Source organism: Blautia sp. AF32-4BH, assembly GCF_003460565.1.
Lineage (GTDB): Bacteria > Bacillota > Clostridia > Lachnospirales > Lachnospiraceae > Fusicatenibacter > Fusicatenibacter saccharivorans.
The window spans coordinates 131,895-152,087 of the sequence record NZ_QTVL01000006.1; the positions used below are offsets into that span (position 1 = coordinate 131,895).

General features: G+C 50.0%; 23 protein-coding genes and 1 tRNA gene. 4 read left to right on the forward strand and 20 right to left on the reverse strand.

Annotated features, from left to right (window positions below):
- Window positions 1-14 precede the first annotated feature (14 nt).
- The 14 genes from DWZ44_RS09365 to DWZ44_RS09430 form a co-directional block, all read right to left on the reverse strand.
- On the reverse strand, window positions 15-251 hold the full coding sequence (locus DWZ44_RS09365) for a DUF3343 domain-containing protein (RefSeq protein WP_022462466.1): 237 nt from the start codon (window positions 249-251) through the stop codon (window positions 15-17).
- 57 nt (window positions 252-308) lie between these two features.
- Window positions 309-1,457 (reverse strand): aminotransferase class V-fold PLP-dependent enzyme, encoded by a 1,149-nt coding sequence (locus tag DWZ44_RS09370; protein ID WP_117509365.1) that lies wholly within the window; start codon window positions 1,455-1,457, stop codon window positions 309-311.
- A complete protein-coding gene (gene yedF, locus DWZ44_RS09375) occupies window positions 1,454-2,068 on the reverse strand; it encodes a sulfurtransferase-like selenium metabolism protein YedF (RefSeq protein ID WP_334294806.1) in 615 nt (204 codons plus the stop codon). Before yedF ends, DWZ44_RS09370 begins: the two co-directional genes overlap by 4 nt.
- Before the next feature lie 26 nt (window positions 2,069-2,094).
- Entirely contained in the window at window positions 2,095-3,138 is a 1,044-nt protein-coding gene (gene selD / locus DWZ44_RS09380; RefSeq protein WP_055220516.1) for a selenide, water dikinase SelD, read from the reverse strand.
- 21 nt (window positions 3,139-3,159) lie between these two features.
- Entirely contained in the window at window positions 3,160-3,675 is a 516-nt protein-coding gene (locus tag DWZ44_RS09385) for a MogA/MoaB family molybdenum cofactor biosynthesis protein (RefSeq protein ID WP_117804729.1), read from the reverse strand.
- 3 nt (window positions 3,676-3,678) lie between these two features.
- Complete coding sequence (gene moaC, locus DWZ44_RS09390) at window positions 3,679-4,167, reverse strand: cyclic pyranopterin monophosphate synthase MoaC (protein ID WP_022462471.1); 489 nt, start codon at window positions 4,165-4,167, stop codon at window positions 3,679-3,681.
- A 25-nt stretch (window positions 4,168-4,192) separates the two neighbouring features.
- Complete coding sequence (gene yqeC / locus DWZ44_RS09395; protein WP_117509368.1) at window positions 4,193-5,029, reverse strand: selenium cofactor biosynthesis protein YqeC; 837 nt, start codon at window positions 5,027-5,029, stop codon at window positions 4,193-4,195.
- Window positions 5,030-5,167: 138 nt separating this feature from the next.
- Window positions 5,168-5,902 (reverse strand): immunoglobulin-like domain-containing protein, encoded by a 735-nt coding sequence (locus DWZ44_RS09400; RefSeq protein WP_117804730.1) that lies wholly within the window; start codon window positions 5,900-5,902, stop codon window positions 5,168-5,170.
- Between the two features lie 5 nt (window positions 5,903-5,907).
- Window positions 5,908-6,609, reverse strand: coding sequence for a polysaccharide biosynthesis tyrosine autokinase (locus tag DWZ44_RS09405; protein ID WP_055227943.1), 702 nt, complete (start codon window positions 6,607-6,609; stop codon window positions 5,908-5,910).
- 15 nt (window positions 6,610-6,624) lie between these two features.
- Window positions 6,625-7,368 carry a YveK family protein gene (locus tag DWZ44_RS09410; RefSeq protein WP_055228010.1) on the reverse strand — a complete coding sequence of 248 codons (744 nt, stop codon included), beginning with the start codon at window positions 7,366-7,368 and terminating at the stop codon, window positions 6,625-6,627.
- Window positions 7,369-7,387: 19 nt separating this feature from the next.
- Window positions 7,388-8,116: a CpsB/CapC family capsule biosynthesis tyrosine phosphatase gene (locus DWZ44_RS09415; protein WP_055227942.1), complete on the reverse strand. Its 729-nt coding sequence runs from the start codon at window positions 8,114-8,116 to the stop codon at window positions 7,388-7,390.
- Between the two features lie 189 nt (window positions 8,117-8,305).
- On the reverse strand, window positions 8,306-9,487 hold the full coding sequence (locus DWZ44_RS09420) for a MerR family transcriptional regulator (protein ID WP_117804731.1): 1,182 nt from the start codon (window positions 9,485-9,487) through the stop codon (window positions 8,306-8,308).
- A 59-nt stretch (window positions 9,488-9,546) separates the two neighbouring features.
- Window positions 9,547-10,569, reverse strand: coding sequence for a dTDP-glucose 4,6-dehydratase (gene rfbB / locus DWZ44_RS09425; RefSeq protein ID WP_022461570.1), 1,023 nt, complete (start codon window positions 10,567-10,569; stop codon window positions 9,547-9,549).
- Between the two features lie 148 nt (window positions 10,570-10,717).
- Window positions 10,718-11,557 carry a MerR family transcriptional regulator gene (locus DWZ44_RS09430; protein WP_117804732.1) on the reverse strand — a complete coding sequence of 280 codons (840 nt, stop codon included), beginning with the start codon at window positions 11,555-11,557 and terminating at the stop codon, window positions 10,718-10,720.
- Window positions 11,558-11,741: 184 nt separating this feature from the next.
- On the opposite strand from DWZ44_RS09430, the gene DWZ44_RS09435 reads away from it, so the two are divergent.
- On the forward strand, window positions 11,742-13,094 hold the full coding sequence (locus DWZ44_RS09435) for an MATE family efflux transporter (RefSeq protein ID WP_117804733.1): 1,353 nt from the start codon (window positions 11,742-11,744) through the stop codon (window positions 13,092-13,094).
- An 83-nt stretch (window positions 13,095-13,177) separates the two neighbouring features.
- On the opposite strand, the gene DWZ44_RS09440 is transcribed toward DWZ44_RS09435, so the two are convergent.
- From DWZ44_RS09440 to DWZ44_RS09455, 4 genes are all read right to left on the reverse strand, one after another.
- Entirely contained in the window at window positions 13,178-13,432 is a 255-nt protein-coding gene (locus tag DWZ44_RS09440) for a DUF6171 family protein (protein ID WP_055220495.1), read from the reverse strand.
- 61 nt (window positions 13,433-13,493) lie between these two features.
- Window positions 13,494-14,996 carry an alpha-N-arabinofuranosidase gene (locus DWZ44_RS09445; RefSeq protein ID WP_117804734.1) on the reverse strand — a complete coding sequence of 501 codons (1,503 nt, stop codon included), beginning with the start codon at window positions 14,994-14,996 and terminating at the stop codon, window positions 13,494-13,496.
- A gap of 200 nt (window positions 14,997-15,196) precedes the next feature.
- Window positions 15,197-15,270 (reverse strand) — tRNA-Arg (locus DWZ44_RS09450).
- Window positions 15,271-15,423: 153 nt separating this feature from the next.
- The gene (locus DWZ44_RS09455) at window positions 15,424-15,939 is read right to left on the reverse strand and encodes a transcription repressor NadR (protein ID WP_055220692.1); all 516 of its coding nucleotides are present in this window, start codon (window positions 15,937-15,939) and stop codon (window positions 15,424-15,426) included.
- Between the two features lie 220 nt (window positions 15,940-16,159).
- Here DWZ44_RS09455 and sigG point away from each other — a divergent pair, with 220 nt between their 5' ends.
- Window positions 16,160-16,945, forward strand: a complete 786-nt coding sequence (gene sigG / locus DWZ44_RS09460) for an RNA polymerase sporulation sigma factor SigG (RefSeq protein WP_055220491.1) — start codon at window positions 16,160-16,162, stop codon at window positions 16,943-16,945.
- A gap of 10 nt (window positions 16,946-16,955) precedes the next feature.
- Here sigG and DWZ44_RS09465 read toward each other — a convergent pair whose 3' ends face one another.
- Window positions 16,956-17,759 (reverse strand): AraC family transcriptional regulator, encoded by an 804-nt coding sequence (locus DWZ44_RS09465; protein WP_117804735.1) that lies wholly within the window; start codon window positions 17,757-17,759, stop codon window positions 16,956-16,958.
- 130 nt (window positions 17,760-17,889) lie between these two features.
- On the opposite strand from DWZ44_RS09465, the gene DWZ44_RS09470 reads away from it, so the two are divergent.
- Together DWZ44_RS09470 and DWZ44_RS09475 are read left to right on the forward strand one after the other, a co-directional pair.
- Window positions 17,890-19,020, forward strand: coding sequence for a glycoside hydrolase family 27 protein (locus tag DWZ44_RS09470; protein WP_022461562.1), 1,131 nt, complete (start codon window positions 17,890-17,892; stop codon window positions 19,018-19,020).
- Window positions 19,020-19,211, forward strand: coding sequence for a hypothetical protein (locus DWZ44_RS09475; protein ID WP_022461561.1), 192 nt, complete (start codon window positions 19,020-19,022; stop codon window positions 19,209-19,211). Before DWZ44_RS09470 ends, DWZ44_RS09475 begins: the two co-directional genes overlap by 1 nt.
- Window positions 19,212-19,275: 64 nt before the next feature.
- On the opposite strand, the gene DWZ44_RS09480 is transcribed toward DWZ44_RS09475, so the two are convergent.
- Window positions 19,276-20,193: a metallophosphoesterase gene (locus DWZ44_RS09480; RefSeq protein WP_117804736.1), complete on the reverse strand. Its 918-nt coding sequence runs from the start codon at window positions 20,191-20,193 to the stop codon at window positions 19,276-19,278.

Genomic DNA, 20,193 nt, shown 5'->3' on the forward strand with positions numbered 1-20,193 from the left:
TCCACCTCACACCTCTACAACAGCACACGGTACTCCGCCTCATAGGCAAGTCCCGCCGTCTGAAGTGCCGCAAGGATTTCTTTTCCCTCTTCCGGCGCTGCTTTCCAGGAAAGGCCGCAGCCCGCCGTAATTTCCCGCGGAACGGGGATCATCCTTCCCGGCAGGCCGTGCGCTCTCGCATACTGCTCCATCTGCATCGCCTGCGTTGTCCCCGCAAACGTCAGAATCCAGGTTTCTTTTCGCTGTCTCATATCGTTTCTTCCTTTTTCCAGCTTCTTTTGTATCCCGGATGCCGGCTGCCGCCTCTCTCACTGCTGCATTTCTTCTTCGGCAAACTCCCGCAGAGCCTGCGCGGCAATCCGGACTTCTTCTTCCGTCAGTACATGGGAAAAGCTGAACCTCACGGCTCCCTGCTCCCGTGTCCCGAGTGCTTCGTGCATCAGCGGCGCGCAGTGTGCCCCGCTTCGGACTGCAATACCATAGTTCTCATACAGCCAGTCGCTGACATATCCCGAATCACAGGAGCCGATGTTTAATGCCGCCGTTGGTACCCGCTGCTGCAGATCGTCTGTTCCATATAAAGTAAGTCCCGGGATTCCCTGAATTTCCTCCAGAAAGAGGTGCATCAGCTCCCTCTCTCTTTTGTAAATCATTTCAATCCCCGTCTTCTCCAGATATTCCAGCGCTCCCAGAAGTCCCGCAATTCCGTGGACATTTAAAGTTCCAGCTTCCAGGTGCTCCGGCATCGCCGCAGGCTGTTCTTTTTCATAGCTTCGGATTCCGCTTCCGCCCATTTTGAGCGGCCGGATCGAAAGTTCGGGACGGACGTAGATTCCGCCGGTTCCCTGCGGCCCTAATAGTCCCTTGTGGCCGGAAAAGCAGAGCACGTCGATCCCGCTTTTCTGTACATTGATCGGCAGAATCCCCGCTGTCTGCGCCGCATCGACGATCAGAAGCAGGGAATGGTGTTCCGCAATTTCGCACACCCGCGCAAGATCCGTGATATTTCCGGTCAGGTTGGAGGCATGCGTAACGACAAACGCTTTCGTGTTTTTCCGCACTGCCGCTTCCATCTGATCGTAATCGATCCTTCCAGATACATCCGCCGGGATCACGGAAAGCTCCAGTCCCTGTTTTTCCAGTGCATACAGCGGGCGCAGAACGGAATTATGCTCGCAGACTGTCGTGATCACATGATCCCCCGGCCCGAAGAGTCCGAAAATTGCCGTGTTCAGTGCCTCCGTATCGTTGCACGTAAATGCAATCCGCTCCGGACTCTCCGCGTGAAACAACTCTGCCAGCCGCATTCTCGTCTCAAAGACGATGCGGCCCGCATCCAGTGTCGCATCGTGTGCACCGCGGCCTGCATTTCCACAGCCGCGCAGTGCCTGGATCATACGCTCCTCTGCTTCTTTTGGATGCCACAGCGACGTTGCCGCCGAATCGAGGTAAATCATGGCTTAATCACGCGGTCTGCGCTGCTCATGCGCTCCACGATGTCATACATGTTGGTCACACTGCCGACCTGCAGCTTTTCGGTGATGCCGTAGAAGTTCAGGCATGTTCCACAGGTCAGAATTTCAACGCCGCGCGCTGCCAGATCTTTCAGATCCTCCAGGGACTCGGAACCCTTGCAGGTCAGCTTTGCACCGCCGTTGTAGCACAGAATCGTATCCGGCAGCTCATCCTGCTGGGTCAGTGCATAAAGGAAGCTCTTCATCAGAATTTTACCCAGCTCCTCGGCTCCTTCGCCCATATGGTCTGCAGAAAGAACGACGAGTTTTGTTTTCTTTGCCGCCGGTACGAGGCATACGGTTTTCTCTTCTGTTTCAGCCGGCTCTGTTTCCGATACGGTGAACTCCACATGATACTCTTTTTCTTTCTTCTCTTTTACCAGAAAGCCATATCCTTTCTGCTGCGCCATTTTTTCCAGGTTCTGCACGGCGATTTCATTATCCACCAGAACCTCCACTTTTCCGCTTCCCGCAAGTTCTGCAATCGCATTTTTTGCCTTTACCAGCGGTACCGGGCACACATCACCCATTGCGTTTACTGTCTTTTTCTCCATCTCTGCCATTTTTCATCCTCCCTGCCTTACCATTTCCTGCTCTGTGTCACATAAATTTCGGTTCCTGCCGGCTCTGTGATTTTTCCAACGATTGCTGCCGGAATCCCCTGCTCCAGCAGTTTTCTCTGCATTTTTTCTGCATCCACGGCATCCACGGCCATCAGAAGCCCTCCCGATGTCTGCGGGTCAAACAGCACCTCCTGCATGCCGAACGGTATATCCTTAAAGGTCACATGCTGCTCCAGATGATTCCGGTTCCGCTGGCCTGCCGCAGTGATCAGAAACTCCTCCGCCGCTTCCACAGCCCCCGGGAACACCGGAATCTGATCCGCCCAGATATGGCAGGACACGCCCGACTCCATCATCTCATGCAGATGTCCTAGGAAACTAAAGCCCGTTACATCGGTACAGGCATGAATGTTATACTTCCGTGCCGTCTCCGAGGCGTACTTATTCAGCGTCATCATTGATTCCACTGCCTTTTGAAATCCACCCGGGTTTTCCTCCCCGACGCGGTGCGCCGCACAGAGAATGCCGGTTCCGAGCGGTTTCGTCAGAATGAGCAGATCACCCACGCGGCCCGTATTGTTCTGCCAGATCCGGTCCGGATGCACGGTTCCCGTGACAGAAAGGCCGTATTTTACACTGTCATCCGCAATCGAATGACCGCCGGAGAGCGATCCGCCCGCCTCCTGCACCTTTTCCGCGCCGCCGCGCATGATTTCTCCGAGGACATTCAGATCCATCTGTTCCGGAAAGCAGACGATATTCAGGGCTGTCCGCACCTCTCCGCCCATCGCATAGATGTCGCTTAAGGCATTCGCCGCCGCAATTTTTCCAAACGTGTACGGATCCTCCACCACCGGCGGAAAGAAATCCAGCGTCTGGACCATCGCAAGGTCGTCCGTCAGCCGGTAGACGGATGCATCGTCTTTGCTGTCATAGCCCACCAGCAGATTCGGATCCTTTTCCCCTTTCGGCAGCTTCTCCAGAATATGTTCGAGCACGCCTGCCCCGAGCTTTGCCGTACAGCCGCCGCTCTTACAGAAAATAATTTTTTCTTCTTCCATCGTTACCTGTTCCCTCTTTTTTCAGCTTCTTCCGCACTCTCCGTCCGTTCCGCGCAGAAGTCCCAACGCATGCGGCAGGGTATCAAGTACAAATCCAAGACTCTCTTCCACCGCCTTCGGGCTTCCCGGCAGATTGATAATCAGCGTCCGATGACGGATTGCACTCACTGCCCGGCTCAGCATCGCCCGTTTTGTGATCGCCATGCTGCCCGCGCGGATCGCCTCCGCGATGCCAGGTGCCACACGGCCGGATACCGCCAGAGTTGCCTCCGGTGTCACATCCCGCATGGAAAATCCCGTGCCGCCTGTCGTGAGGACAAGATCGCACTGCTCCAGATCGGCAAGCCGGATCAGTTCCTCCTCGATCATCGCCCGCTCATCCGGCAGAAGACGCATCGAAACGACCTCATACTGCTCCGCCGGAAGCAGCTCTTTGATCCTTGGGCCGCTCTTATCCTCGCGCTCGCCCTGATATCCTTTGTCACTTAACGTTACAATTCCCACCCGGAAAACCGGGAAATCTTTCTTTTCTGTCATGCTTTATTTTTCCTCTTTCTGATAGATATAATGACCGCTCTTTCCGCCGTCCTTTTCCAGAATGTGGATATCACGAATCACCATGCCGCGGTCCATCGCCTTGCACATATCGTAGATCGTGAGCAGCGCTGTGGAAACGCCAGTCAGCGCCTCCATCTCCACGCCGGTCTTTCCGACACATGATGTGGTGCACACGGCCGTAATAGAATTTGTATTCTCGTCCGTGGTAAATGTCACTTCGCAGTTCGTCAGCGGCACAATGTGGCACAGCGGAATCAACTCCGCATTCTTTTTCGCCCCCATGATACCTGCCAGCCGTGCAACGCCGAGCACATCGCCTTTTTTCGCCGTATGGTCCCGCACGGCTGCAAATACCTCCGGGCTTACCTGTATGGTTCCCGTCGCCGATGCTGCCCGGTACGTGTCCGGCTTCTCATGGACATCGACCATGACGGCGCTGCCGTCTTTCTTAAAATGGGTAAATTCCGCCATCTGTCTCCTCCGTTCTATTTCCGTTTTATTCTCCGGGTTCCCACTCTTCTTCCGCTTCACGCACGGGAAGCTCTGCTCTCCCATACCAGGGATTCGTGTTCTCACCGCTTTGTCTTCTGTTTCCTGTCGCGCACGTAACCAGAACATGCTCGATCCCCTGCCTGCGCAGCAGCTCCACAAGTTTCTCTGCGGCCGCCCGGTGTTCTTTTTCCTCATACTGGTGCAGTACCGCATAAAACGTTCTGCCTTTCAAATCCTTCTGCTGTCCCTGTTCCGATGCGATCAGCCGTGCCAGATCTTCTTCCGTGATATGGTGTTCCATCGTACAGTCAAGCAGTTCCGCCGCCCGTTCTGCCCGAAAGCAGCCCTTGCCAAGCGGCTGTCCCAGTGCCGAAAGACCTGTCACACCAATCACAAGATCTGAAGAGGAAAGCAGCGCCGGTTCATGTTCCGCCGGTGCCTTGCACGGCAGGTGCCTTGCGCCGTCCGCCTCGATCAGCGTCAGATCGGCCTTTTTGCGTGCCTCTTCAAATAGTTCCGTTTCCGGCATGGAAAGCTTTTCCGGATCCCGGCAGGCACTCCCGATAATCGCTGCGCGGCCTGTGCGAAATTTTCTTTCGACCGCTTCCAGACTCTGGTCATGCCATTCCTTCGGCGGACGATAAATGTGCGTCGAAGTTGTCACCAGTACCTTCTGATCATTTTTTACACAAAAGCCTGCCATCTCGTACAGCAGCGTCGTTTTTCCGCCGCCGCCGATGATAGAAACTACATGGTTCTTTTCCTTTAAAAAGGGGAACGCCGTTCCCATTCCTACCGGCTCCAGCTTCTGTTTTTCTGTTTTCTGCCAGATTCGAAGCATCTCCTCTGCCCCCTTATGCCGTCTTTCTTTCTCACTCTACCATACTCATTTTGGGCTGTCAAATTTTACTCGCGCCGTAAAAACTTGAAAAAAGAACTGCCCCGATCGGGCATCCCCATCAGAGCAGTTCTTCTATTCTTACTGAACGTGTACGGTAAGCACCGCTGCATTTGATCTGTTTCCATCGCTGTCCGTCACATGATACGTCAGCGTGTAATCTCCCGGCACTGCAGTATCCACATCGCCGTCGATCTCAATCTGGTTAAAGAGTGACTCCTGGCTGTCTGCATCATCGGTCATCTCTTTGATATAGCTGGTTTTGTCCAGATCGTTTCCGGCTTCCACTGTTACTTCATACGTATTCAGGTACAATTTTGGGCTTTCTGCCGGCAGTGCTTCGATTTCCATCTGCGCATCTGTCTCATTTTTTGTGCCCTCTGTGTCATTCTGCTGCGGCTCCTCTGTTGCCGGTGCAGACTCATCTGCCGCCCCACTGTTATCCGTTTCCTGCGTAGCCTCATTTTCCGCCGGGGTATCTTCCGCTGCAGCTTTATAATTCACGCGGCGTGTTGCTTTTGATACATTATTGTGACTGTCCTTTGCCGCATAGACAACCGATGCACTGGTATGGTCATCGTTCGGGAAAATGTTTTCAATCATCAGCGAATCTGTCACATCTCCGTCTTTCTCATCCGTTGCAGTAACGCCTTCCAGCAAAGGCGCTGTATCACTGCCTTCCGCATACGTTACATCCCCATCAGCTGGAAGCTCGATTTCCGGGCCTTTTCGGTCGTCCGTCACTACGACAGCTGCTGTACCGGCTCCTAGCGCCACGCACAGGACAATCAAACCTGCAACAATCCCTTTTTTCATGGCAGTTAATCGTCCTCCTCCTGGCCGTAATCTCCATATTTGTACTGACCGTATTTTCCGTATTTACCATACGCCTGTTTCTGCATATCCACCTTGTTCAGGACAACGCCAAGCAGCGGGCAGTTACTTCTCTCGAGCTGGCTCTTTACTTCCTGTGCAAAACGATAGCTGATCACACCGGACTCAATGACCATGATTGAACCATCACAGATTTCTGCAACGATTGCACTGTCGATAACGCTTCCAAGCGGAGGAGTATCCACAATCACATAATCGTAAACTTTACGAAGTGCATTTAAAAGACTTCGGAAGTTCTTTCCCCCCAGAAGCTCTGCCGGATTCGGCGGAAACGGGCCGGAATAAATCATGTAAAAGTTCTTTACATTGGTAGAACAGATGACATCCTCCAGAGTTGCCTGACCGGACAGGAAGTGTGCCAGTCCGCGAACAGATTTCTGTGTTTTCGTTCTTCCAAGAAGAACCGATTTCCGAAGATCGGCATCGATCAAAATCACTCTTTTTCCGCTCTCTGCAAGAGAAATGCCGAGCTGCATAGAAACACTGCTCTTTCCCTCATTTGGTGTACAGCTTGTAACCGCGATTACTTTCTTATCTTCTCCGCAGAACTGAAGGTTGGTCCGAAGAGATTTGTAGGCTTCCACAATCTGATAGCCTGATTTTTCCTGTTTTACTACTACCTGATTCACGTTCCGTATCCTCCCTTATTTCTTTCTTCCACGGCCGTTTTTGTTTTTCTTCTTGCTCTTTTTCTGTCCTTCTGCAAGAGGAATTATGCCGAGTGTACTGACACCCAGATAACGTTCTACATCTTCGGAGGTCTGGATGGTGTCATTTGTCAGATAAACAATAATGATGATGACAATCGCGATAAATGCACCTGCTATTGCACCGATCAGCCCGTTTTTCTTAATACTTGGGCTTACCGGCTCATCTGGAATATTCGCCTCATCTACCACATTTACAGCTTCTGTGTTCATAACGTTCTGAATATGATCTGATGCTGCTACACGGATTGCATCCGCCATCTGGCTTGCTACATACGGATCTTCGTCTTTTACTGTAATCGAAAGGATACGCGTATCGTTCTGTGTAGTAACAGTAATTTTGTTCAAAAACTCCTCATAGGTAAGATCCAGATTTAACTGTGCAATAACGGTTTCAACAACCTGACGGCTCTGAATCAGCTCCGCATAGTCTTTGGTTAAAAGAGAACTTGCCTGCAGATCTCCACTTGTTACAGTACTGCTGCTGTCCTGTTTTGACAGTACATACATTTTTGTCGTCGATTCATACTGCGGCTTCATAAATACTTTGCTGACCAGTACCATCAGAAGGCCAAGTGCCAATGCAGCTAAAATCACATAGCCAATTTTGCTCCAGAGCACACGAAGCAGTTCCAGTAAATCGATTTCAATTTCATCCTGATTCTGTTGATTCGTTTCCATCTTCTTCTCCTGACTTTTTTTAGATTTCTCCGGCATCCCTTAAGATTTCCATCGGATTATCGTGGAAAATCCTTTCGGCATATGCCTCTCCCATTTTTTTTGAAACATAGGCAGCGCCTGCTCCTATGTTGGGAATACGTGTTTTTGTGTTGTGGGAATCGCTGCCGACAAAACCGAGCAGATCTTCCTTCATCAGTTTTCTGCAGTAGCGTTTTGCCCCCCACGTATACTTTCCAAGTATACTTTCCACATTCACCTGCAGTCTTGCGCCCATATCCACCAGATCGCTGGAAAATCCGACGCTCTTTACCGTTGCCTGATAGCGCTCCACATGCGCGATAATCGGTTCGTAACCGCAGGACAGTACATTGTAGACTCTCTCACGGATATGCTGTGCGGAATCTCCCTCGGAAAATTCCAACAGAACATAGGATGAACCGGCCATGGTCACATATTTCCGTTTTTCCAGGATATCCTGAAGATCCATGTTCGAGTGAAGTTCACACCCGAGATAAAGCGACATATCCGGATATTCCTTTTTTGCCGCTTCCTGCAGTTTCAGAAACTGCTCATGTACCTTTTTTGCCGGTGTTTCAAACATCCGCCGCCGATAATGCGGTGTGATGATAATCTTCCTGACCCCGTCCTCGTGCTGCATTTTCAGCATCGCCAGCGACTCTTCCAGGTCAGCTGCACCGTCGTCTACCCCCGGGACCATATGGCAGTGTACATCAAATAATTCCTTCATACCTTATCCCTCTTTTTGTGTTCTTTCTTCAAGTCACGCATACTTAGACATTCTACTTTAGTATACATCCTTTTGTGATCTCTGGCAATACAAAAAACATACTCTGTATTTATTTTTTAACATTTTTGTCAAACTTGCCTAAAATGAGGGATAAAAAAGAGACCCCCATTTTCATGTCGGCCTCTCCCGTTATTTTCTGCAGATGAAAACCCCTGCCTCTTTTGTGATCTCAATTCCGCCGTGTTTCTGAATTTTCTTTTCCAGAAATTCTTTGAATTCCCGCTGTCTCGGATACAGATACTCATTCTGATTTCCATGGCAGGAAAGGATATAGTCCAGAAGCGGCTCCGGCCGGTCGACCCAGAGACTGTCCTCGTAGATTCTTTTCTCTACGCTGCCAAAATAAGGCTTTAACTGCTTTTCTCCGTGATCCAGACCAAAAATAGTATACAGCGCCACCTCCGAAAGATTGATCTGCGGATCAAACTCCTGTACCAGATCGGTAATCTCTTTCATATGGCCTTTTCCATACGTACTGCAGTAGAACACGCCGTCATCTGAAAGCACACGGCTGATTTCCTGCAGACCGCGGGACAGATTCTGGACATAGAACAAAACATGATTTGCAATAATCCGGTCGTATTCCGCATCCGGAAACGGAAGCTTCTGGCAGTCCAGTGTCCGGAAATCAAAACAGGATGCCTTTTTTTCTCCCAGATTTTCCGCCGCATCCCGGATCATGCCGTCCGACAGGTCAGACAGACAGATATACTTTCCTTTCAGCACGGATGGCTCCGCTTTTTTCCAGAGCTGCCCGTTTCCGCAGCCGATCTCCAGAATCCGGCGTGCACCGTCAAAATCCATCTGTTCCAGAAGCCACGGGAACCATCCCTTTTTATTTTGGGAATACTGCTCGTGCAGCGAAATACGGATATTCAGGTTTTCTCCGTTTTTGTACTGCTCCACCAGCGTCTTTTCCATATCGGTCAGATGAATCAGGTTCAAAATGCCGGTCCAGTCGATCTGGTTCGTCTCCTCCAGAATCTGTGTCGTATTCTGCAGCGCCTTTTCCATCTGCTCCAGATTTTCCATCTTCTTGTGCACAAGTCCGATCTGCATTTTCAATGATTTCAGAATATCCGCACTCGTATCGTGAATCGTCATATTTCCGATCTCATTCAGGGAAAATCCGAGATATTTCAGCGATAAAATTTTCTGCAGCTTCAGAAAATCCTCATCCGAATACATCCGATAACCGGATTCGTTAATAAAGCTCGGCTTCAGCAGCCCTTTTTTGTCGTAATAGCGAATTGTCCGAATGGTCACATGGGCCATCCGGGCAAATTCACCAGTGGTATAATATTGATCCATATCCACCACTCCTTCGCAAAAGCCGCTTTTTTGCGGCCTTTGCATTTCACTTTTCTCTCTTACAGACGGTCTTTGTACATCTCAGCGAAGTAGTTCTGATACTCACCGCTGATGATGTGTTTCCACCAGTCTTCATTGTCCAGATACCACTGGATTGTCTGTGCAATTCCGGTATCGAAATTGTATTTTGGTTTCCATCCAAGCTCAGTCTCGATCTTGGTCGGGTCGATTGCATATCTTCTGTCATGGCCCGGGCGGTCTTTTACGTATTTGATCAGAGATTCCGGTTTGTCCAGAGCTTTCAGGATGGTCTGTACTACCTGAAGGTTTGTTCTCTCGTTGTGTCCGCCAATGTTGTAAACCTCGCCTACTTTACCTTTATGGATAATCAGGTCGATTGCTTCGCAATGGTCGGATACGTGCAGCCAGTCTCTGACATTCTCACCGTTTCCGTATACCGGAAGCTCTTCGTCTGCCAGTGCGCGGCTGATCATAAGCGGAATCAGCTTCTCCGGGAAGTGATACGGGCCGTAGTTGTTAGAGCATCTGGAAACGGTAACCGGGGTACCGAAGGTTCTGTGGTAAGCCAGTACAAACAGGTCTGCGCTTGCTTTGGATGCAGAGTACGGGCTGGAGGTGTGGATCGGGGTATTCTCTGTAAAGAACAGGTCCGGGCGATCCAGCGGAAGGTCTCCGTAAACCTCATCGGTAGATACCTGATGATATCTCTTTACGCCGAATTTTCTGGAAGCATCCAGCAGTACACGGGTTCCCATTACGTTGGTCTGAACAAAGATGCCCGGATCCTCGATGGAACGGTCTACATGGCTCTCTGCTGCGAAATTGACAACAACGTCAAATTTCTCTTTTTCAAACAGATCCATGATGAAAGCTTCGTCTGCGATATCACCTTTTACAAATTTGTAGTTCGGTTTGTCCTCAACCGGTTTCAGAGTCTCCAGGTTTCCTGCGTAGGTCAGCAGGTCCAGGTTTACGATCTGATAGTCCGGGTATTTGTTTACCATGTGATGTACGAAGTTTCCGCCGATAAATCCGGCTCCGCCTGTTACTAATACTTTCATGCTTTTTCTCCTTTTTGGTGTGTTTATCGTCTCAGTTTTATGTCAATTCAACTTGTTGTACCCTCACTATAATGGGTGACGTTGCGTCATGGTCAAGAGGAGAATGAAAAAAGTTTGTGAAAATCTTGTTTTTTCCCCTCCTACCTGTCTATCTTAAAATTTTTACGGCGATTCTCGTAATATACTGTTCCATTTCCTGACTGGTCAGCGCGTCCACCATATATTCCTCATAAAAGCGGTCATCCAGCAAAAGTTTCTGTTCCGTGGCATATCGGAACAGCTTCCGGTACGCCGCTTCAATTCCCTGCCATGGTCCTTTATAATAATAGCAAAGATACTCTCCCTCCGGCCGAACCGTGTATCGCACTTTCGCCGGCACACGATCAAAAATCAGATAGAAATCACGGTAATCCAGAAAATTCCCCGTTTCCAGTGTTTCCCGTTTCTGAACAAACCCCACATTATACGAACTTCGATTTCCGTATTGCCCGCAGTAAGCATAGAGCTCTCCGATTTTCTGATTGACTGCCAGATTATCCGCTGACTCGCTGTGGTTTGTGACAAGATACTGCAATGGAAGGGTATGGATCCCCACAGGACAGAAGGGATCTTTTTCAAACGCCTCACGGCATTCCGCCGATGCCTGTGCCAGAAACCGCTTCTTTTCCCCAATCCAGCGCTGCATCTCGCGGAGCCGCTGCATTTTTTCGCGCACCACCTTCTCCTCCTGTTCCAGCAGTACTCCGAATTTTTCAGGACTTCGCTGTTCCAGATAATTTCGAATCTCTGCCAGCGGCATGCCCAGCTCCCGCAGCATTCCGATCACATCAAACGTTTCCATCTGATCCATCGCATAATACCGGTAGCCGTTTGTCCCTCTTCTTTTTGGTACGAACAGCCCAATCTCATCATAATGGAAGAGCGTTTCCTTTGTCGTGCCTACCAGCGCTGCAAATCGCCCCGCGCTTAAATACTCCTGTTTTCCCATTTCTGACTCCTTTTCCTGAATATGTGCTCTCGGAATTTTTCCTGTTTTTCACCTTTTTTGCACTTGACTATAGGGTTACCCTATCCTTTATAATAGCAAACGATTCAAATTTTCACAAGAAATCTTTCCCATCTAAAGCGTGTCTGAAAAAGGCTTTTCACACATAAAAAGGAGGTTTTTGATTATGAGCCAGTCACTCGCCAAGGATTTCAACTTCCGCTCTCTGCTGAAGTTTGCGTTTCCATCGATCATCATGATGATCTTTATGTCTCTCTACAGTATTGTGGATGGCTTTTTCATCGCACAGTACGTGGACAGCATGGCGCTTTCCGCCGCCAATATCGTCTATCCTGCCGTCAGCATTCTTCTTGCCGTCGGCATCATGTTCGGTACCGGAGGCAGCGCCGTTGTCGCCGCAAAGATCGGACAGGGAAAACAGGAGGAAGCCAACCGTAACTTTTCGGCCCTTACCCTTACCACACTGATCATCGGTATTCTGGGCGCAGTGCTCGGCAACCTGTTTTGCCGTCAGATCTGCAGTCTGCTCGGTGCAACGCCGGTGCTGATGGATTACGGTACCGCCTATCTGCGGACGATCCTTTTCTTTGCCCCGGTCTGTCTTCTCCAGGCGCTGTTCCAGTCCTTCTTTGTAACGGCAGGGCGCCCGGGACTCGGACTTTCCCTTACGGTGTCCGCCGGCATTACCAACATGCTTCTGGACTATCTGTTTGTCGTTCCGCTCCATCTTGGTGTTGCGGGAGCGGCCCTTGCCACCGGCCTTGGCCAGTGCATTCCGGCCGTTGCCGGTATTTTATACTTTACCTTTGCCCGAAAAGGCCTTCGTTTCACCAGGCCGGAATTTTCCAAAGGCCTGCTCTCCACAAGCTGCTTCAACGGTTCCTCCGAGATGGTCAGCAATCTTTCTGCAGCCGTTGTCACTTACCTTTTCAACATGCTGATGCTGAAATTTGAGGGCGAAATCGGTGTTGCCGCCATCACGGCGATTCTGTACGGACAGTTTCTCTTTGTTGCGCTGTACCTCGGCTACAGTATCGGCGTTGCACCTGTGTTCAGCTTCAACTACGGCAGCCGGAACAAACAGCGGCTGATCCGGCTTTACCGCATCAGTATCCGCTTCGTTGTGGTAAGCTCTGTGATCATCGCACTTGTGGCCGCCTTCGGTTCTCCTGTTATTTCCGCCGTTTTCATGCAGAAAGGCACGTACGGCTTTGAACTGACACGCCACGGCGGATATCTGTTCTCCATCGCTTACCTGTTCTGCGGTACGAATATCGTCGCCTCCGGCATTTTTACGGCACTGTCAGACGGAAAGACCTCTGCTTTGATTTCTTTTTTGCGAACCTTCGTCTTTATCGTTCTCTCCGCGCTGCTTCTGCCGCTCGTGCTTGGCACCAACGGTGTGTGGCTGTCGATTCCGGTCGCCGAATTTCTGACGCTGTTCATCTCCGTGCCGAAGCTGTCCCGCTATTTCAAGGATCCGAAAGTCGCAACGGAGACGCAAACAAGTCCCAACTGATCTTACCGACTTCGCTGATTCTCAAAACCCCGCACAGGGATCCGTTGTTTTCACAGGATCCGCTGTGCGGGGTTTCTCTTTTGCTACCACTTTTTCCCCGGGCAGTCCCGCAGTGCAATCGCTGCCCGCATCTCCACGTAGCAGCCGCACATGCGGCACATGCCGGACAGCAGCTTTTCACACTCCTTACAGATGGAAAGCCGCCGCTCGTATTCCTCCTCCGGCGTTTTATCGTCCGCCGGAATTCTTGCAATATAATCATACATATTCTGAAAAAAGCCTGCCTCGTCCATCTCACGAAGCAGGCATTTTTTACAGATCCTGGTATTTCCGTCCATCAAACTCCTCCGGAACCGAATCTTTTTTCATCCCAGATATCTTCTGGTTTTTATGGTTTCCCTATTTTACGGCGATATGAAGCACACTGCACGCCGGAATGGTAAAGGAAATTCCCTCTTTTGTTGCCTGCACACCGTCAAAGCCCTGAACGCCAACCGTCTCCGGCGCTTCAAAGGTGTTTTTATCCTGCATATGGCCGGTTACGATCTCGGCTTTGATCTCGCCGGCTTCTTTTCCAAGAAGTACCGCCTCTACCGGATATGCTTTCTCCAGATCCACATTCGTCATCGTAATATGAAGTACACCGTTGGCATCTACCGAAACAGATTCCGTCAGATTCGGAACCATGTATTCGTCTTCCAGACCAACCTGCTCCGTTTCCAGAGAGCTTGCCAGAAGATCATTTTCCTGATGTACCTGATACAGATCAAAAACATGATACGTCGGAGTTTTGACCATCTTTTCCCCCTCGGTCAGGATCATCGACTGCAGAACATTGACCATCTGTGCGATATTTGCCATCTTGACACGGTCGCTGTGTTTATTGAAGAGATTCAGGTTGATCCCTGCGACCAGTGCGTCACGCATGGTATTCTGCTGATACAGAAATCCCGGATTCGTTCCAGGCTCCACATCATACCAGGTACCCCACTCATCCACGATCATGCCGACCTTTTTGTCCGGGTCATACTGATCCATAATGGCGCTGTGGCGGCGGATCAGCTCTTCCATATACATCGTCTTTTTCATGGTCTTATACCAGTCTTTTTCCGCAAACTCCGTTGCACTTCCCTTGTGATCCCAGGTTTCCGGCACCGTATAGTAATGAAGCGACAGGCCATCCATCATGCCATGCTGCTGTGGGGAGATTCTGCGGAAGCATGCTTTCATCACTTCCTGCGTCCACTCATAATCATCCGAATTGGCGCCGCAGGCAATCTTCCGGATCTTTTTGTTTCCATCGTAATCACGCACAAAGGTCTGATATCTGCGGTACATATTTCCGTAGAATTCCGGATTCATATTTCCGCCGCAGCCCCAGTTCTCATTGCCGATGCCGAAGAAATCGACGGTCCACGGCTTTTCGTGGCCATTTTCCGCACGAAGGTCTGCCATCGGAGATACCCCGTCAAATGTCATATATTCAACCCACTCCGACATCTCCTGCACAGTACCGCTTCCCATATTTCCGTTGATATAGGTTTCACATCCGATCTGATGGCAGAGCTCAAAAAATTCGTGGGTACCAAAGCTGTTGTCCTCGACAACACCGCCCCAGTTGGTGTTGATCATTTTTTTGCGGCTTTCTTTCGGTCCGATACCGTCTTTCCAGTGATATTCATCTGCAAAACATCCGCCCGGCCAGCGCAGTACCGGAACTTTGATATTTTTCAGTGCTTCAACAACATCGGTACGCATTCCGTTCACGTTCGGAATATCGGAATTTTCTCCTACATAGAGTCCTTCATAAATACATCTTCCCAGATGCTCCGAAAACTGTCCCTGGATTTCCTTATTGATTTTTGAAAGCTTTCTGTTCGCATCAATTACTAACTTAGCCATAACTTGTCCCCTTTCGAGATCTTAAATTTGGCTTTATTATAGGAGATGTATCTCACTTGTGTCAATGAGCGTACAAGTTGTTTCCCCATGATTTTTTCAAAAAGTGCGGCCGTCTGGCTGCTGACCAAAAGGCCGCTTGTTTTATTTTTCATTCTGCATACGAAAAAACCGCCCTGGTTTTCACCAGGACGGTTACCGTCCGTGCGTTAGAGGATTCGAACCCCCGACCTTTTGGTCCGTAGCCAAACGCTCTATCCAGCTGAGCTAAACGCACATTTCTTTGTCGCTTTAGAACTCTTTGTTTATCACTCGTTCCCGCTGACATCATGTATATTACACTATCCTAAGAGAAAAGTCAACACCTTTTTGAAAAAAATTTAAAATTTTTTCGAATAACAGTTTTTTGTGAAAATAAGGGCTTTTTCCCCTATTTCACAGTCCGCACCAGGTAGTCTTTCTTTCGCAGTTCCTCTTCAATCAGATCCAGGGTCTGCGCAGAGTCTGCCGATACGGTATGAAAATGTTCCCCTGATGTGATATTCTTCAGCGGCCGTGATTTTCCCTGCCGGATTTCTTCCATAAACAGTGCCACCTTATTTCGTGAACTGATATTAAGTTCCGCCCGCAGTTCTCCGTAAACCTCGTGACGCACAATCACATCCAGCACAACGCCGCCGAAATCCACAATTGTATTCAGCTCGTCCTGCATCTGCTCATCCGTGTGATTCACCTCAAAGACCCGCGTCTCTCTCACCGGGCTGCTGCAGATGTAGCCGCGGTTTGTCGCAATCACATCGTATCCGGCAGCGCGGATCAGGGCAATGTCCTGGACAATCACCTGACGGCTGACTTCACAGCTCTTCGCCAGCGCTGCACCGGAGACCGGCGTCTTACTGTTTGTTATTCTTTGAAGAATCTCTTCTCTTCGTTCCTTTCCACTCATCATAAAACAAGACCTCGCATTTCGTACACTTCCCTTATCTTATCACACTTTCCGCCGTTTCTACAATAGCAGGAAATCATTTTCCAAAAGCTTTGTCAAGGACTAAAACTTTATGAAATTTTCCGGGCTCTCGTATATTCGTCCCGCCAACTGCCAATCATGAACGTATAACAGTAACGAACGGTAACCATACGTTCCATGTTTCAGGAGGATGCATACCATGGCGATCAATAAAGTTGAACTGTGCGGAGTCAATACATCACGCCTTCCCGTACTGAATGCCGAAGAAAAAGAGACTCTGCTGAAAAAGGCCCGCGAAGGAGATGCTGCTGCCCGCGAACGCTACATTCAGGGCAATCTGCGCCTTGTCTTAAGCGTGATCAAGCGCTTCTCCAACAGCAGTGAAAACGCCGACGATCTCTTTCAGATCGGCTGTATCGGCCTGATTAAGGCGATTGATAACTTCGACACGACCTTAAACGTCCGTTTCTCCACCTATGCCGTGCCGATGATCATCGGTGAAATCCGGCGGTATCTGCGTGACAACAATGCGATCCGCGTCAGCCGTTCCCTCAGGGATACTGCCTACCGCGCCATCTGCGCCCGCGAACTTTATCTCAAGCAGAACCAGAAAGAGCCTTCGATCGAGGAAATCGCCGCTGAAATCGGCATTGGAAAAGAGGATATCGTCTATGCCCTCGATGCAATCCAAAGCCCAATGAGTCTGTATGAGCCCGTCTACACGGAAGGCGGCGATACCCTGTATGTCATGGATCAGTTAAGTGATAAGAAAAATAAAGAAGAAAACTGGGTGCAGAACCTCGCCCTGCAGGACGCGGTCGCCCGTCTCAATGAGCGCGAACGCCAGATCATCCGCATGCGTTTCTATGAGGGGCAGACCCAGATGGAGGTTGCCCGGGAAATCGGCATCTCGCAGGCGCAGGTCAGCCGGCTGGAAAAGTCCGCCCTGCGCTCTATGCGGAATTATCTCTCCGACGAGCGGTAACGCCCGCCGTTCACTGAATTTCTGCAAACTCCAGCCGGTAATCCGACGGCGGCATTCCATAGTGTTTCCGGAACACACGGGAATAGTAAAAGGGATCTTCAAATCCGCACGACAGCGCCGTCTGTTTGACCATCATCCCCATCTGCAGCAGCTTTTCTGACTGCTGCAGCCGATATTCCAGCAGATACTGTCCTGGTGACCAGCCGATTTTCTTCTGAAACAGACGGTTCAGCGTTGTGCGGCTGACCGCCATTTTCCGCGCAATTGTCTCCGCGCAGAACTCACTCCTGTGATACCCTGCGGCAATCAGAGCCATCGCTTCCATGATCCGCGGATCTTCCTTCTTTCTCTCCTCCCGCTGCGGCTCCGCCAGATCCTGGTACACGCCCAGAAGCGCAAGCAGCACACCGACGGCCTCCTGGCTGTTCCGGCGATAGAGTTCCATCTGGCAGAGACGCTCAAAATACGGCAGAAGCCTTTCCTGACGGAGAGGCGGCGCCGCCGGCTGCTGTGGGTTCAGTACCGACCGTGCCAGAATCTGCCGGCATTGTTCCCCGACAAAATCAACCCACGCATATTCCCACGGCTCGTTCTCATCCGGCGCGTACTGCACCACCTGCTCTGGACAGATTAAAAAGCTCTGTCCGGCGGTAAGTGTGTACGTCTTTTTCCCGCAGGTAAACGTTCCCTTTCCGCTTATAATATAATGTATAATATAGCACTGCCGTACACCCGGCCCCCAGGAATGCAGATCATGGCAGTCCTGCCGCCCGGCATCGACAGGCCGGATCCCGTTCATTTCTGATACAAGCATATTCTTTCCTTTTCCCGTATTTTATTCTTTATGAAGCAAAAATCCATGCTTTTGTCTTAAAATTCCATGGTTTTGCTCTGTAAATCCATCTATACTCAAAGTACATCAAAACTTACGGGAGGTCAATACTATGATCAAACTTACACCGCCGATGGGCTGGAATTCCTGGAACACCTTCGGAGAAAATATCAATGAAAAAATGATTTTTGAAACTGCTGATGTCATGGCCGAGAGCGGCCTGCGCGATAAAGGATACGAATATCTTGTCATCGACGACTGCTGGTCTTTACGTGAACGCGATGAAAACGGCCGTCTTGTGCCGGATCCGGAAAAATTTCCGCATGGTATGAAAGCCGTTGCCGATTACGTTCATTCCAAAGGGCTGAAATTCGGTATGTATTCCTGCGCCGGAAACATGACGTGTGCCGGCTACCCTGGCAGCTATGAGCACGAATTTGTCGATGCGGAAACTTTCGCATCCTGGGATGTTGATTTCTTAAAATACGACTACTGCTACCACAGCCCGATCCTGCACGGAAAATATCTGTACCGCCGCATGGGACTGGCACTCGAGAACTGCGGCCGCGACATTCTCTTCTCTGCCTGCTCCTGGGGTGCTGATGAAACGCATGAGTGGATCAAAGAAACCGGCGCTTCCATGTGGCGTTCCACCGGCGACATCTTTGATACCTGGGATTCTGTCAAAGATCTCGTGGCACAGCAGGAAAAACTGCATCCGTACAACGGCGTCGGCTGCTTCAACGATATGGACATGCTGATCGTCGGCATGCATGGAAAAGGAAATGTTGGACTGGCCGGCTGCAGCGATGTCCAGTATCAGACACACTATGCACTGTGGGCATTCCTTGGCTCCCCGCTGATGATCGGCTGCGACATCCGCGAGATGAGCGACGAAACCCGCCGCATTCTCATGAATGACGAAATGATCCGCATCAACCAGGATCCGCTCTGCCGTCAGCCGTATAAAGTGAAAAACCATGCATGGAATGACAAGGTTCTGATCTATGTGAAGGCACTCGCAGACGGAGATCTCGCCATCGGTATGTTCAATCTCAGTGATGAAAAATCACGTGCAGCCATGAATCTGGATGAGATCGGCCTTCCGTTCTCCACTGGCCGTACTCTGGAACTTACTGAGGTCTGGACCTGCGAGAACCTGTGTGCAAACAATGCATCCCTTGTCACAGAACTCGAGCCGTTTGCATCAAAAGTATACCGTGCAAAGGTCGTAAAACTCTGATGGCACGCTGTATGCAGTGCGGCAAAGAACTCACACATAACGAGATCGGCGCCCACCGTAAATTTATCAACCGCGGCGCAGAACAGTTTTTCTGCAAGCAGTGTCTTGCCGAGCATCTCGGTGTAACGCCGGAGCTCATTGACGAAAAGATCGAACAGTTTAAGCGACAGGGATGTACCCTGTTTGTATAAGGCCGCTGCATGTAACGCACAGAGTCAGATTTCCATGCATCAGGAATCCGGCTCTGTGTTATTTTTATGTTTTATGAAGGTTTCCATCCGGCATCAGCTCCACGCAGGCAATCTCGGGAATGTTATTGAACCGCGGAACCAATTCCGTATTTCCAAGTCCGGACGACAGCACCAGATGCCGTTTTCCATCCTCCGAGTCAAAAATCCCCTTCAGCTGTCCCGGAAACCATCCCATGTCCGGCGCATAAACACCGCCAATGCCAGGCAGAATGACCTGGCCGCCGTGAAGATGGCCGGAAAATACGCAGTCAATGTCCCACTCCTCCAGCCCGTCATTTTTCATCCAGGCAATCGGAAGATGGCTGAGCAGGATTTTGTAACGGTCGGTGTTCTCAAAATCCCACAAGAACTTACACTCTTCTGGATCCGCTTCGCCAGTTTCCAGATATTTATCCGGGAGACAGTAACCGTAAATGCCGCCGATACGGAGGGGCTGGCTGTTGATGGTGATGTCTTTATATTCATAGTTCAGGACGGTGGCGCCGGCGGATTCGTAGAGAGCGGTAATGTCTGTACCGTAGTTCTGCTCGTATTCCAGTTCATGGTTGCCGAGGGAGACGTATGTTGGGGCGATTGCAGATAATTCTGCCAGCAGCGTTACCGCAATATTATTATCTGGCTCATTTGCATTTAGAAGATCACCGGTGATCATAATCAAATCTGGTGACTTCATTGCTGCTTTAGAAATCAGATGTTTATTATCCGAACCAAAGATGCTGTTATGGAGATCTGTTATTTGTATCAGACAAATTTCTTCCGAAATTTTCTTCGATTGCAGTATATATGTTATGCTGTTTAGATTATATTTCGATTTTATAACACTTTTTCCTGTTATGCACAGAAGCATAACAACCAATATGCCCACTACCCTGCGCAGCTTGTACCCGTTTTTACATCGTTTTCTCATTCTATTTCTAACCAT